Source organism: Sporosarcina sp. E16_3, assembly GCF_017347125.1.
Classification (GTDB): domain Bacteria; phylum Bacillota; class Bacilli; order Bacillales_A; family Planococcaceae; genus Sporosarcina.
This window is the reverse complement of the sequence record NZ_JADPRX010000015.1, coordinates 54,079-67,140: the sequence shown is the minus strand read 5'-3', so window position 1 is coordinate 67,140 and position 13,062 is coordinate 54,079. Positions and strand designations below refer to the sequence as shown.

Annotated in this window: 16 protein-coding genes; 4 read left to right on the top strand and 12 right to left on the bottom strand. The window is 41.9% G+C overall.

The annotated features are described in order from the left end of the window. The first annotated feature begins 86 nt into the window (after positions 1-86). On the top strand, positions 87-1,241 hold the full coding sequence (locus tag I2483_RS10685; RefSeq protein WP_207175768.1) for a 3-phenylpropionate MFS transporter: 1,155 nt from the start codon (positions 87-89) through the stop codon (positions 1,239-1,241). A 147-nt stretch (positions 1,242-1,388) separates the two neighbouring features. Here the strand turns inward: I2483_RS10685 and I2483_RS10680 are convergent, their stop codons facing one another. From I2483_RS10680 to I2483_RS10665, 4 genes are all read right to left on the bottom strand, one after another. After that, a complete protein-coding gene (locus I2483_RS10680) occupies positions 1,389-1,637 on the bottom strand; it encodes a hypothetical protein (protein ID WP_207175767.1) in 249 nt (82 codons plus the stop codon). A gap of 98 nt (positions 1,638-1,735) precedes the next feature. Then, on the bottom strand, positions 1,736-2,605 hold the full coding sequence (yidC, locus tag I2483_RS10675) for a membrane protein insertase YidC (protein ID WP_207175766.1): 870 nt from the start codon (positions 2,603-2,605) through the stop codon (positions 1,736-1,738). A 161-nt stretch (positions 2,606-2,766) separates the two neighbouring features. Continuing rightward, positions 2,767-3,120, bottom strand: a complete 354-nt coding sequence (locus I2483_RS10670) for a hypothetical protein (RefSeq protein ID WP_186672252.1) — start codon at positions 3,118-3,120, stop codon at positions 2,767-2,769. 81 nt (positions 3,121-3,201) lie between these two features. Further along, positions 3,202-3,648 carry a GNAT family N-acetyltransferase gene (locus I2483_RS10665; RefSeq protein WP_186672253.1) on the bottom strand — a complete coding sequence of 149 codons (447 nt, stop codon included), beginning with the start codon at positions 3,646-3,648 and terminating at the stop codon, positions 3,202-3,204. 98 nt (positions 3,649-3,746) lie between these two features. Between I2483_RS10665 and I2483_RS10660 the strand changes: the two genes are divergently transcribed. After that, a complete protein-coding gene (locus tag I2483_RS10660) occupies positions 3,747-4,247 on the top strand; it encodes a GNAT family N-acetyltransferase (RefSeq protein WP_207175765.1) in 501 nt (166 codons plus the stop codon). A 263-nt stretch (positions 4,248-4,510) separates the two neighbouring features. Here the strand turns inward: I2483_RS10660 and I2483_RS10655 are convergent, their stop codons facing one another. From I2483_RS10655 to mntR, 5 genes are all read right to left on the bottom strand, one after another. Continuing rightward, entirely contained in the window at positions 4,511-4,984 is a 474-nt protein-coding gene (locus tag I2483_RS10655) for a DUF4064 domain-containing protein (RefSeq protein WP_207175764.1), read from the bottom strand. Positions 4,985-5,657: 673 nt separating this feature from the next. Then, positions 5,658-5,939, bottom strand: a complete 282-nt coding sequence (locus I2483_RS10650) for a GNAT family N-acetyltransferase (protein WP_207175763.1) — start codon at positions 5,937-5,939, stop codon at positions 5,658-5,660. Between the two features lie 61 nt (positions 5,940-6,000). Further along, a complete protein-coding gene (locus I2483_RS10645) occupies positions 6,001-6,891 on the bottom strand; it encodes a DUF1002 domain-containing protein (protein WP_207175762.1) in 891 nt (296 codons plus the stop codon). A 67-nt stretch (positions 6,892-6,958) separates the two neighbouring features. Next, positions 6,959-7,822 carry a CvfB family protein gene (locus tag I2483_RS10640; protein WP_207175760.1) on the bottom strand — a complete coding sequence of 288 codons (864 nt, stop codon included), beginning with the start codon at positions 7,820-7,822 and terminating at the stop codon, positions 6,959-6,961. Further along, positions 7,822-8,247 carry a transcriptional regulator MntR gene (mntR, locus tag I2483_RS10635; RefSeq protein WP_207175758.1) on the bottom strand — a complete coding sequence of 142 codons (426 nt, stop codon included), beginning with the start codon at positions 8,245-8,247 and terminating at the stop codon, positions 7,822-7,824. The genes I2483_RS10640 and mntR overlap by 1 nt, the downstream gene beginning before the upstream one ends. A gap of 121 nt (positions 8,248-8,368) precedes the next feature. Between mntR and I2483_RS10630 the strand changes: the two genes are divergently transcribed. Beyond that, positions 8,369-8,524 carry a lmo0937 family membrane protein gene (locus tag I2483_RS10630; RefSeq protein ID WP_186672265.1) on the top strand — a complete coding sequence of 52 codons (156 nt, stop codon included), beginning with the start codon at positions 8,369-8,371 and terminating at the stop codon, positions 8,522-8,524. Between the two features lie 246 nt (positions 8,525-8,770). Here I2483_RS10630 and I2483_RS10625 read toward each other — a convergent pair whose 3' ends face one another. Genes I2483_RS10625 through I2483_RS10615 form a run of 3 tightly spaced genes read right to left on the bottom strand, consistent with a single transcriptional unit; the run spans position 8,771 to position 12,374 of the window. Beyond that, positions 8,771-9,883: a GNAT family N-acetyltransferase gene (locus I2483_RS10625; protein WP_207175756.1), complete on the bottom strand. Its 1,113-nt coding sequence runs from the start codon at positions 9,881-9,883 to the stop codon at positions 8,771-8,773. Positions 9,884-9,910: 27 nt separating this feature from the next. Continuing rightward, a complete protein-coding gene (locus tag I2483_RS10620) occupies positions 9,911-12,019 on the bottom strand; it encodes a heavy metal translocating P-type ATPase (RefSeq protein ID WP_207175754.1) in 2,109 nt (702 codons plus the stop codon). Then, the gene (locus I2483_RS10615; RefSeq protein ID WP_207175752.1) at positions 12,006-12,374 is read right to left on the bottom strand and encodes an ArsR/SmtB family transcription factor; all 369 of its coding nucleotides are present in this window, start codon (positions 12,372-12,374) and stop codon (positions 12,006-12,008) included. The genes I2483_RS10620 and I2483_RS10615 overlap by 14 nt, the downstream gene beginning before the upstream one ends. Positions 12,375-12,582: 208 nt before the next feature. On the opposite strand from I2483_RS10615, the gene I2483_RS10610 reads away from it, so the two are divergent. Further along, entirely contained in the window at positions 12,583-13,002 is a 420-nt protein-coding gene (locus I2483_RS10610; RefSeq protein WP_186672269.1) for a universal stress protein, read from the top strand. Positions 13,003-13,062 lie beyond the last annotated feature (60 nt).

Here is a 13,062-nt window from a genome sequence, read left to right as displayed (position 1 = left end):
TCATTTTTCTTTGTGGTCTGCGTATGCTATCATTTATGTATCATTTAATTTCACGATTATTGCAGAGTTTGTAAGGGAGCGATAGGATGAATAACCAAAGATGGCTTTCAATGAGTTTTTTCGCTTTTTTCTTTACTTGGGGCGTATTTCTTCCCTATTGGACCGGCTGGCTAACAATTGAAAAAGGTTTATCTGTAACAGCAGCAAGTTTCATTATGGGCGCTGGAATGATTGCTCGCTCATTGTCGACATTGCTGGTCTTTCCATACCTAACACGAAAAATGTCCATGATCCGTGTGATGAAATGGATGTCTCTTACAGCACTTATTTTAACGCTCCTCTACTTGCCAGATTCACCTTTCATCGTACTTCTCTTTATTACCATCTTATTTAGTGCAGTCTATCCGATGATATTGCCTGCCGTCGAAAGCAGCGCATCTGTTTTAATGCAGACAGAAGGAATTCATTATGGAAAGAGCCGTTCGTTCGGATCAATTGGTTACACTATCGCTTTGTTGTTAATCGGAGCAGCTACGGCTATCTGGACTGAGCAAGCAATCCTATACATAATGATTGTTGGATTAGCCATCGCAACGCTTTTTTTCATGCGACCAGCACCAGAAGCTTTGCGATTAAATTCAGTTAAGGACGACACTACGAAACGAGACATCAATTTCAAATCACTCTTCACCTCCAAAGGGTTCGCAATCGTCATGATACTCGCTATCCTTTTACAAGGTGCGCATGCGTCCTATTATAACTTTGGATTCATCTTCTTAGATAATCTTGGTGTTAATGGCATTTATATCGGAATTATCTTGAATATAGCAGTGTTATTTGAAATATTGTTTTTCACCCGCGCTGATCGATTGCTTGCAAATGTAAAAGTCTCTACGATGTTTCTTATTGCAGGAATCGGATCCACGGTAAGGTGGATACTAATTGCTTTATTTCCATACATATCTGTTTTCATCGGCACTCAACTACTCCATGCCTTGTCGTTCGGCGTAGCCCATTTCGCGTTCATAAAATTCATTTCTGAAAAACTACCCCATGACCAAATTGCTACAGCACAAGGAATGTATGTGGCATTCGCGATGAGCCTGAGCACTGCAATTCTGACATTTTTAGGCGGCTACTTATATGACATTTCCCCACGGCTCGCGTTTCTCGGCATGATTATTTGTTCTGTTCCAGCTATCATCATTGTGCTAATGACTAGAAAGAAATATGCTTATTAATATAAAAGACGCTTACCGGAAATTTCAGTTCCCGGTAAGCGTCTTTTCTTTACCAATATATGTTGAAATAAAGAATTCCATTGAATCCGCTTCAGCTACCCCCTGAAAAGCAGCTTCGCTGTTTATACAGTTATTCAGATGTTCAACTTACCTGACTACATTAAATATAAGTAACACTACAAAAGCGAATCCGAAAAACAGTGACATCCATAACATCCATTTCGACTCACGTAACATACCCTGCTCACGAAATGATTTTGCCCGAGCCCCATTCGTCAATGAAAACAAAGCTACCATCGCCAAAACAGCATTGTTCAAGTCGAGTTTGACGATGAAATAGACTGATGCCAATGCGGCTGCCACAATTCCGATTCCAAATAACCATTTAGTCTGCATATAGATAACCTCCCAAGGCTGTGTAATTCACACCAAGTGAGCCTAGTAGCTGATTGTTCTAATCCGGCTAGAAAAAAAGCCGAAGATTTCTCTTCAGCCTACTTGCGTTTTTTGTCTTTAGTGTTTGTTTTTTTCACTTCTTCTATTACTGTTTCTGTCACTTTTTCCTTTTCATCTGCAAGTATAACTTCTTCAGCACCTTCTACAACTGGTTCAGGATGCTTGTAATAGAACTTGCGGCCCAAATACGTTTGGAAGATAAGGAGTAGTCCCCCAACCGCCCAGTAAAGAGGTAATGCTGCCATCGCTTTGAATGAAATGAACATGATCATAATCGGCGATAAGTAAATAAATGCTTTCATCTGTTTCTTCTGCTGTTCCGGCATTGTCCATAGTGATACACGCGCTTGTACGAAGTAGACCGCACCAGCAAGTACCATCATAATCATATCGGGTTCTCCAAGATTGAACCAAAGAAACTCATGTGTTTGTACTTCTGTAGAATTGAGGATTGCAAAGTACAGACCCATGATGATTGGCATCTGGATGACTAACGGAAGACAACCAATATTAAGCGGATTGACACCATGCTTCGAATAGAGCCCCATCATTTCTTGCTGAAGCTTCGCTTGCTCCTCTTTTTGTTCTTTTTCTTTTGCTTCTTTCAAACGCTTTTGAATGTCTTCCATCTCGGGGCGAAGTCCATCCATTTTAACTTTCATATTCTGTTGCGACTTATAATTCTTCAGCATTAGCGGCATAAGGATCAACCGAATTAATACCGTGATGAGGATAATCGATAGACCGTAACTTCCATTGAAAAAATCACTGAAGAAATGCAGTAACCAATCCATAGGCTTAACAAAAATATTATAAAATGTGCCTTCTTTGTTCTCGATGCCTGCACAACCGCTTAGAAAAACAGCAGTGGTCATTAGCATCGTGACTAATCCAATTTTCTTCTTCATTAGATTCACCTTCACTATTTCAAACTATTAAAAATTATACCTTACCTAGCTCTCTAATTACAACGATTGACCATTCAAGAATTATTTTTCTTCCTGTGGAATCGAATAAAAAAACGCTTCCATGTTTGGAAGCGCCTTTTGTTTTGTGCAATCCCTCAACTTTATTTGTTGGATTGTTCCGAACTCGGATCATTCTTTTCTTTTTTATGGTAGAGTCCATCTGTTTCAGGGGTCATCTTCACATCATCTTCAACTTCTTGGTTATAATAATGGACGCTCGTTTGAGCACCTTCACTTACCATCTTGTTATCTTGAAGATCATATGGATCCGAATGACCGACTTTAGTTTCAGGACATCGATTCAGTTTTTGTGATCCAATAAATGAATCAACTTTTGTTTTCATGTTGTTAAAAGCCACTTGTGCCTTATCCCTATTTTCTTTTTTACTGAAGTAGGCATAAGCCCCCGCCGCCATCGTTGCAAGTAATAAATTATTATTTCGTTTACGAGCCATTAAAATCATTCCTCCCAGATTTAATGAAAATGCATTGTACAGAGAGTATACCCTCATCTGCCAGCTTAGAAACTTTCATTTTTATTTGATTGATAAAATCATATCCACGTGTGGAATTCCACCATCTTCATACGGCTCCGAGATTGCATTAAATCCATGCTTTTCATAAAACCCAACTAGATGGTGCTGGGCCTGCAGACGAATCTTTTCAGGTTTCCAATGGTTCTTCGTAAAGGCAACACTTTTCTCCATAAGGATATGCGCAAGCCCTGTGCCCCTTCTATTCTCTCTGATGATGACCCGGCCAATGGATGGCTCCATATACTTAACATTGGCCGGAAGAAGCCGTGCATAGGCGGCCAGTCCTTCCTCATCGCTACAGAATATATGAATTGCATCGTAATCATGACCATCAACTTCATGATACGCACAATTTTGCTCCACGATGAACACATCAACACGCAACTTCAACATTTCATATACTTCATGACCACTTAATTCCCTAAACTCGTGATAAGTCCACTTCATATAGCTTCTCTCCCATATATATCATTTACATTACATTGGTAGTTTTTAGCCTAGTTATTTGTTATGATAGCAAAAAGAAATGCAGAGGTGACAGTGCAATGATCCGACCAATGACTGCCATGGATAGTATGCACGTTCAACAAATTGTTTTTAAGACTTGGAGCGAAACCTATAAAGATAGTATTCCAGCAGAAATCCAAAAAGAGTTTATCAATCGCTCCTATTCAGAAGCGATGCTATTGAAACGTATGGAGAAAACGTATGTGTTAGTAGCAGAATGTGAAGGTATTCCTATTGGTTTTTCTAGTTTCACGAAAAAAGATGAAGATGGCGATTCTGAATTGACTGCTATGTACATTTTACCATCACACCAGAAAATGGGCTATGGTAAAAAGCTAGTTAAGTATGCTTTGTCGCTACTTTCGGAGGCACAGCAATTATTTGTTTATGTGGACGAACGCAATGCAATTGGACGAGCCTTTTATGAGAAACAGGGCTTCGAACTACTTGATGTCTTTGATGAATATTTCGAGGGCCATCCTGTGGTAACGGCCCAATATGTATTTTATATTCACTCCCCTGCACTTGCCTTGCAATAAGAATAGCGGAAAGCGCCGTTTAGACGCGAAAGGCATAAGTCGAGCCAGCGACGTGGCGCTCTTTTCCACATAGCTGGATTGCTTTCAAGGAACCTAGCCTAAGTACGCCGCGTCCTGCGGCAATGGCTACGTGACCCACATCCTGTGGTCCTCAGAGCGGCTGGCACCTGGAGCTAGACGCTATTCTATGTCAAAAAAACTTATACTTTCTTATCTTTTTTAAAAAACACTTTCCCCCAATTGGGAGGAAAGTGTTTTTTTTATTATAAAGGTCTCATCGTTCCATCATATTTATCATCCACGAGCTGCGATTCATCTGTTAACGCTGGTTTCTTTGTAAAACAAAGGATACCCACGATATAAAGAAGAATTGAAGTCAACGAAAGAATTCCGGCAGTCAAACCAGCAATAATGAACATAGTCCCGGCAAGCTTAGGATTTTTGTTCTTCCAAATGTTCACGATACCAATTATCGTCAAGATCAAACTAATGATTAAACTGATAATGATTAACCACATAAACCCACCTATGACTCCAAACGCTCCATACATTACTTCTATATGTTCAGGTGTTAATGTTGGATCCATCAACAGCATTTCCGTTTCGAACTCATCCTGAATCAACGGGTCCGATTTCAGATAGTTAAATAAAGCCAGTAATCCGAAACTAATAAAAATGCCTATTGTCGTCAATACGACGCTTATAATCGATAATACCTTTTCTGCCGTGCGACTCATGAAATACACCTCTCTCTTAATCTATATATGATTATACGTTCATCTGTAGAATAGGTTTCACTTTTCCCAAAAATACATGACTAAAATGTCACGTCTGTTGATTAACAAAATGTAACCAGCAAATAACTTGATCACACACCGAGTGCTACGTGTATAGATGACTTTGTATCGCTCTGGATTGAATGACTTCTATACGATTACCGGGATGTCTGAATATGTAGGGATGCGACAGGCAACTATTCGCAACAGAATTACTGAAAAGAGTGTGGCTAGAACCCCCATGTAAACCCGTCATGAATAGTTAGCCGTAAGCGGGCCGAAAATAGTCCAGTGAAAATGAAGGTCATCAAGCCCTTCTCACCAGTACTTTATGCAAATAAATGGTTAATCAACAGATGTGCAAAAATGTTTCAATAAAAAGTGAATGGGTATTCTGTATATACACAGGCATTATTGCCCGCAATAGGAAAGGGGACGATACAAATGGAGAAGAATCTAATTTTCAGTCAAGCCGACATGATGTATACTGTCGCCGGCGCTTTTGTGTTAACTAGCATAGTGTACTTCATTACTTTACTGTGAGGGATATGAATGAGTCGAACTTTACCTTGTGAAATTTAAAAGGCAATCCTTAGTTTTATAACTAAATGGATTGCCTTTTATTATTCTTTTTTCACACTTTTACGTCATCATATTCTTTGTAGCGTTCAAAAGCTGTTATAACATACGAACAAACAGGCTCCATTTTTAACTCCTGTTCACGCGCATAACTAGCCGCACGATCCAGTATTTTTTTTGCAACGCCTTGTCCTCGAAGCTCTGGTGAAACGAATGTATGATCCATCACCATGACATCCCCAAGAATAGTCCATGTAATTTCTGCAAGCATCGCTCCATCTTGTTCATAACGGAACGCGAATGCGTCCCCACCCAATTCAACAAATTCGAATTCCATCTAAACTACCCCTTTTCAATTAATTCTATTTTTCAAAACAACAATGTACTTCGCTGTCCACTTACTTAAACCAAGACTGAACGGATTCGAATAGGTTCGCAAAGAACTCTTTAACACTCGCCCAAAAACTAGGATCTATGTCGCCGAGCGTTTCTTTAATTTTCGATGTCATTTCCGATAGTTGCTCGGATAACTTATTGAAATCGATATCTAAATTCCGAATTCTATCCATTAAGTCTATGAGCAATTGGCGATCGGCATCACTTAAATTGATATTAAGATTTGTCAATTGCTCAGTCACAATTTTCTCTACTTCTTCTTTTGTCGCTGGGTTTTTCTCTGAGATTTGTTTTTTGATTTCCGTCAAAAGTTCGGCTACTTTTTCACTTTCTACACCGGATTCTTTTGCAAATTTTGTTGCAAGATTCAATTCATCATTTGCGACGTCTGTTCGTTTCGTATCAAGTTTTTCACCAGTCACTTCATATGCTTTGTAAATACCAACGAGTGCGGAATGACCTGTTACTCTTTTCGGCGCTGCCACTTCGACAACCGCGTCTTCGATTCCAGCAGTCAGCATAGCAGTCGCATATATTTCTGACGTTACTTCTGTAATATTATCTGGCGTAACAATCGTGATGACAAGCCCTTTGCCTTCTTCTTGCCTTGTGATTTTAGCAGAAGAATACATTCTTGCTTTACCATTGCCATTTTCAATATATTTCACAAGGTCACTGCCGTCAACGGATATTTCTTCAACTTCCGCTTCCTTTGCAACACCCAGGCTTATCTTCACACTTTCCTTCTCAGCATCCGATAAATCTGCGCCGTAAACGACGATTGGTACACCAAGCTTTTCATTGATGACTGGATCTTCTGCATGTACAGCAGTAGGAACCAAGATTCCGATAGCCAGTACAGCTACCATTATCATTGTAAGTAGACGTTTCATGTTGATTCCCCCTTCTTTCTAGGAATTAATACGATTCGAGGTTGATAAAGGTTCCCGAATTTCGGTATTATTTCAACAATGTCCATCCTTCACTCTGTTCAATTCTGCCTTCTTTCATGAGTTTACCAAGTGCGCGTTTGAACGACGCTTTACTCATTTTGAACATTTCTTTTATATCGTCAGGTGTTGATTTATCCGTGAACGGCATGCGTCCATTAACTTCATTCAAATAACGAAGAACTTTTTCAGCATCGTCTCCCTGACGCTCCTCCTTACGAGGCAACATTGATCCGTTCATTGTTCCATCTTCACGGACGCCAATAATACGCACAGTCATTTCCTGCCCTAAGCGTGGTTCCCGTTCTTGCTCCGTATTGTGGATAAAGATACGGTAATTTTCCGGAATACTGAGCATAAACGAACCAACTGGCAACAAGCGGTAAGCTCTTGCCTTCAAGTCCATGTTAAATGCAGATGCTGGCGCTTCGGAAATTTGTTCCAATACGCGTTCTTCTGTAGCAAGTCTGCCAAAAATAGTACCGCCCAAATCCATTCGAAGCGTCATGTACAGTGCATCGTCTACCTTCGGCCATAGAGCCCGTACTTTCGGCATGTCATTTTTATTCACAAGCACTTCAATTGAAGAACCGATATCTACGAAGACTCCTTCATGATCATCCACACGTATTACACGCGCCCAGCCAAATGTCTCAGCCGTCATATGTGGCATCTGCATCGTCGCTGAAAGCTCTCCACGTCTGTTCATATAAAGGAAAACGTTGACAATATCCCCTTCTTGAATATTTTCGTCTGCATCAGATGCGTTCAACATAATATGTTCTTGTTCGCCATCGCCACGCAATATCCATCTTGAACCGTCCTGCTCTAATACTTCTAACTCCACTGCATAGCCTGATTTAAGTTGTTCCATTATTTATCTACCTCTTTCTTATGATCCATTACACGTAATTTCCTAACAAATTCATCGTCTTGTCCCATCGCTTCAACAAGATCGGTTATTCGATCCATCGCATTCCAGCTTAGGTGATGTTCAATTCCTTCCACGTCTCCATAAATATTTTCTTCATCGACTCCAATAATGCGAAGAAACTGTTCAAGAAGATCATGACGACGCACAAGCTTTTTCCCGAATGAGAACCCTTTCCCTGTCAATTCAAGACCTTTGTAGCGCTCGTAAACAATATAGCCTTCCTTGTCAAGACGCTGTGCCATTTTTGTAACAGATGAAGGGAGAACCGCCAAGGATTCAGCAACGTCCGATACACGCGCAACGCCCTTTGCTTCTATATGCAAATAAATCTGTTCAAGATAATCTTCCATACCTGGTGTTGCCAACTGTACCGCCTCCAGTATGTATACCCAGTCTCTTTCCCAATAACTACTTTTCAATCGCCCCAAGTTTAACTTTAAATTGGCAGGGGTATATATTGAATACATCAGAAAAGGGGTGATTCACATGGGTCGAATTATATGGTTACTAATTGTAGCATTATTCGTGTTTTGGGTGTTAGGTCTCGTATTCAAGATTGGTGGAGGACTCATTCACATTCTTCTAGTTATCGCGATTATTGTATTTATCTTCAACCTCATAACCGGAAAACGAAGCGTCTAACGAAAGGGATGTCGACATTAGTCGGCATCCCTTTTTAGGCCTACACGATGTAGGTCAGGCAGCTGTTGCCACAGGACGCGGCGTACTAAGACTGCATTCCTTTTACTGTCTAACTCTAGCGGCCAGACGCTGGGCCCACACGAAGTGGGTCATGCAGTCGTTGCGACACGATGTCGCGACTTTAGACTACCTTCCTTTCAAGACCTCCAGCGCTTGTCGGGGCTGGACGGCGCCTTCCGCATTTCATTAGTCTATTTTCGCATAGATACATGTATTTCGTAAAACATTACCATCAGGTGATAAGGAATCTTGTTTCAAAATCCCTTCGAGATCGAACCCCGCACGTTCTGCTACACTTCGACTTTTCATGTTTTCTTCATCACAACGAATTTCTATTCTGCGCGCTCCAAGTTTTTCGAATGCGAATTTTTCAATACGTTTAACAGCCTCCGTCATATAGCCCTGACCTTCAAATTCTGTTGCCAGCCAGTAGCCAATCTCGAATTTCGGAATCGACCAATCGATTCGATGCAGTCCCGACGAACCAACAAACTTCCCAGTTTCTTTATGGTAAACATGGAAGCGCAGGTCTTGTCTTGTGATGAAATTTGCAACTGCCTTTCGCAAGCTTTCTTCTGTCATATGCAGCTCCGGTTCCGGTTGCGCCCATGGCATCCACTTGCGAAGCGCAGGTAACGAATTCCTAATCGCGTTCCAAGCATCTGTTGCATCGCCAAGTTCAGGAGCCCGAATGACAAGTCGTTCTGATTCGAATGAATCCGTGAAATCCGGGATACGAGGAGAAGCTGCAGAATCTCGTGATTTCTCTCCGTCTTCCCAAATCACTGGCGTTGTGGTTCCCGCCATGAAATCTTCCCGTGTAATACCATAAGTCACTGCATCATAGTAGGAATGCTCTTTGGGCGAAAACCAAGCTTTCCGAAGATGTGCTTCCTTGACAAAACCTGCACGTTCGAACGTTTTTCGCATCGCGAGATTATCTTGTCTCGTATGACCTTCAAGACGTATTTTCTTGCCTTGCAACCCGAATACATATTCCGCGACAAGGCGTAGAGCCTTCGGGCCATAGCCATATCCCCTCGACATATCTGCAATACGTAAATCGAACAACGGAATCTCATCTTGCAAGTCGTAAATTTTTACGATTCCTACTTTTTCTTCGGCGTCATTTTCCACCCAGAACGTTTTCACTTCGTCCGACTCATAGCCGCCCTCTTCAATCGTCTTTTCAATTAAATGACGTCCTGGATCAGAGTTGCCGTGGTAAGGCCACGTATTAGTTGTCATGAAATGAATAAGTTGCTCCTGCTCTTCCATTGTCCACTCTTTTAAATACATTAGAATTCGCCTCCGTATAGAACCTACTTACTTATGAACGCGCAGCAATCGCAACGAGTTCAGCACAACGAGTAGCGTGGCACCCATATCCGCGAAGATGGCAATCCATAATGTCAGCCAGCCGGGAATGATAAGAAGCAATGCTATAATTTTTAAGCCTAATGCAAACATAATGTTTTCCTTGATGATGCGCAATGTTTTTCGGCTTAATTTTATTGTATAAGGTAGTTTTCCTAAATCATCTGCCATCAGGGCAATATCTGCTGTTTCCAATGCAGCGTCTGTACCCGCTCCCCCCATTGCTATCCCAACGGAAGCTGCAGCTAAGGCAGGTGCGTCATTGATGCCGTCTCCAACCATGGCAACACGACCATATTGGTCACTCAATTGCTTAATCGCTATCAACTTATCTTCTGGCATCAACCCTGCGCGTACATCCGTAACGCCGAGCTCTGCAGCAATCGCCTCAGCCGTTACCTGATGATCACCTGTCAGCATGACTGTATGACGAATCCCTATACTTTTCAGTTGTTTAAGGACGTCACGACTTTCCGCGCGTATAGGATCCGCCACGGCTAGCAGGCCGCTAAATTTAGTACCTGTTACAATCGCCATGACAGACTTACCTTGACGTTGAAGAGTTGCCGCTTGCTGTAACATTGATTCTGGCAATGCAGAAAGTTCCTGTGCCCAGCTTATGCTGCCAATATAGGTCGTCATGCCATCAATTTCAGCATAGGCGCCTTTTCCGGTAACGGATTGGAAATTGGACACATCGACTTTCTGTGCGCCATGTTGATGCGCATAATCGACGACCGCTTTCGCAAGAGGATGTTGTGACATTGATTCAACTGCTGCGATTGCGCTTAACAATTGCTCTTGAGCAACTTCTTCACTTACGATAAAATCTGTTACTTCCGGATACCCTTTCGTTAATGTTCCGGTTTTATCGAACGCAATAACGTCAAGCCTTCCTGTTTCTTCGAGATGGATACCACCTTTAATCAGCACGCCTTGACGTGCTGCATTACCAATCGCAGTGACAATCGCAACTGGGGTAGAAACAACAAGTGCACACGGACAACCGACAACGAGTACTGCAAGACCTTGATAGATCCACACACTCCAATCCCCACCAAGCAATGGGGGTAGTATGGCTACGAGAATGGCAACCACGATGATTGCAGGTGTGTAGTATTTCGCAAATTTATCAACGAACTTTTGCGATGGCGCTTTTTCTGCCTGCGCATCCTCAACAAGATGGATGATTTTCGCAATTGTCGTATCACCAACAAGCTTCGTAACCGTTACTTCAAGTGCACCTTCTTCATTGAGCGTACCCGCGAATACATTATCACCGGATGTTTTCACAACCGGGATGGATTCCCCTGTAATCGCTGCTTGATTGACTGTAGATGAACCCGTTAGGACAGCACCATCCATAGCAATTTTCTGACCTGGTTTTACGATTAGAATATCGCCGACGATAATATCTTCTGTCTGAAGCTCCACAAACGCATTCCCGCGTTTTACTAAAGCGGAAGGCGGTGCTATATCCATCAATTGACGGATGGATTGCCGTGCTTTATTCATTGAATAGGCTTCCAACGCTTCACTTACAGCAAACAAGAAGACAACAACCGCACCTTCACGCCATTCACCAATGATTGCAGCCCCAATAATAGCAATCGTCATCAGGGTTTTCATATCGAATTCAAAACGGACCAGATTTCGCAGTCCCGTTTTAAAGATGCCCATTCCACCAATTACAATGGCGATTGCGAATAAAGTTATGGCCGCTGGATGCGTTTCTGTATAGCGAAACGAGACAACCATCCCTATTAATAAGAACAGCAGTGAAAAAAGCGTGACAAGATTTTCTTTCCGTTTAAAGATAGATGTTTTCGGCTCAATTTTCTTATTTTGAAGTGGGACAACTTTAATGCCATCAAATGCACCTGCAGCTTCGAGATCTTCAATCGTTGCGCTACCGCTGAACGCTAATTTTGATGCGCCAAAGTTCACTTGTGCATCCTCAATAGAAGGCAGACTTTTAACGTTTTTTTCAAACTTCATCGCACAACTGGCACATGTTAGATTCTCCAACCTGTATTCTTTCTTTTCAACCGTTGCCATGCCCAACACCCTCTATCGTATGCTCATGTGCGACTTTCACGAGTTGATGGACGTGATCGTCTGCGAGCGAATAGTAGACCATTTTTCCTTTTTTCCTTGATTTAGCAAGTGCTTGTTGGCGTAAATAACGTAAGTGATGGGAAGCAGTCGCGACGGAAGAACCAATCACTGCCGCAACATCGCATACACACATCTCTTCCTCCAGTGTCAACGAAAAAGCAATTTTTAATCTTGTTTCATCTGCCAATGCCTTAAATATTGCGACCGCCGCCCCCATGTCAGGGAGCGCCTTTTGCACACGACTCACAACTTCTTCATGAACCGTGGTCACTTCACAAACTTCTTTTACCGTCATATTCACACCTCATTCAAATGGTTGTTTGATTAACTTTAGTATATGCAATCCCTTTTGCAATTGCAAGGCTAATCAAACAGCGGTTTGAATATGTAGTTTCCCTTTTTGTTAATTCTGAAATAAAGGGTTTAAGCAGATAGATGTAGAACATTTATACTTACTAACAACGTAACTTTACATAATCAGGCACATGAAAGAAGGGATTCCGATGTATAAACGAATATTAGTCGCGGTCGACGGCTCAGTAAATTCGCACCGCGCAGCCAAACACGCCGCTCAACTTGCCTCGTTATGTCCAGAAGTGGCCGTTGAACTTCTCTATATCCTTGAGTTTGACCGAACACGTTCAGATGTAGTCGATAATGCCAGCAGTGATGATCTCCATATCGATCGCAAGCAGCGACTTATCCCTATTGAAGAGGCTTTTGAGCAGTTCAAAGTTCCCCATAAGCTAGTCATCAAACACGGTGACCCTGGCCCCATCATCGTTCATTTCGCCAATAGCGGTGAATTCGACCTAGTCGTTCTTGGTAGCCGGGGTCTGAATACATTTCAGGAAATGGTGCTTGGAAGTGTCAGTCATAAAGTCGCGAAGCGCGTGACAGCACCGGTTTTGATCGTTAAGTAAAGAAGCTTCTTGCAATGGTAAAAATAATGCCCGAGTTTACTAGAAATAGTAGAAATTTAC

Bases quoted from the DNA above. Each gene is read 5' to 3' on its own strand.
- I2483_RS10685 (WP_207175768.1), top strand. From the start codon at position 87: ATGAATAACCAAAGATGGCTTTCAATGAGTTTTTTCGCTTTTTTCTTT.
- I2483_RS10680 (WP_207175767.1), bottom strand. From the start codon at position 1,637: ATGCAGACTAAATGGTTATTTGGAATCGGAATTGTGGCAGCCGCATTG.
- yidC (WP_207175766.1), bottom strand. From the start codon at position 2,605: ATGAAGAAGAAAATTGGATTAGTCACGATGCTAATGACCACTGCTGTT.
- I2483_RS10670 (WP_186672252.1), bottom strand. From the start codon at position 3,120: ATGGCTCGTAAACGAAATAATAATTTATTACTTGCAACGATGGCGGCG.
- I2483_RS10665 (WP_186672253.1), bottom strand. From the start codon at position 3,648: ATGAAGTGGACTTATCACGAGTTTAGGGAATTAAGTGGTCATGAAGTA.
- I2483_RS10660 (WP_207175765.1), top strand. From the start codon at position 3,747: ATGATCCGACCAATGACTGCCATGGATAGTATGCACGTTCAACAAATT.
- I2483_RS10655 (WP_207175764.1), bottom strand. From the start codon at position 4,984: ATGAGTCGCACGGCAGAAAAGGTATTATCGATTATAAGCGTCGTATTG.
- I2483_RS10650 (WP_207175763.1), bottom strand. From the start codon at position 5,939: ATGGAATTCGAATTTGTTGAATTGGGTGGGGACGCATTCGCGTTCCGT.
- I2483_RS10645 (WP_207175762.1), bottom strand. From the start codon at position 6,891: ATGAAACGTCTACTTACAATGATAATGGTAGCTGTACTGGCTATCGGA.
- I2483_RS10640 (WP_207175760.1), bottom strand. From the start codon at position 7,822: ATGGAACAACTTAAATCAGGCTATGCAGTGGAGTTAGAAGTATTAGAG.
- I2483_RS10630 (WP_186672265.1), top strand. From the start codon at position 8,369: ATGGGTCGAATTATATGGTTACTAATTGTAGCATTATTCGTGTTTTGG.
- I2483_RS10625 (WP_207175756.1), bottom strand. From the start codon at position 9,883: ATGTATTTAAAAGAGTGGACAATGGAAGAGCAGGAGCAACTTATTCAT.
- I2483_RS10620 (WP_207175754.1), bottom strand. From the start codon at position 12,019: ATGGCAACGGTTGAAAAGAAAGAATACAGGTTGGAGAATCTAACATGT.
- I2483_RS10615 (WP_207175752.1), bottom strand. From the start codon at position 12,374: ATGACGGTAAAAGAAGTTTGTGAAGTGACCACGGTTCATGAAGAAGTT.
- I2483_RS10610 (WP_186672269.1), top strand. From the start codon at position 12,583: ATGTATAAACGAATATTAGTCGCGGTCGACGGCTCAGTAAATTCGCAC.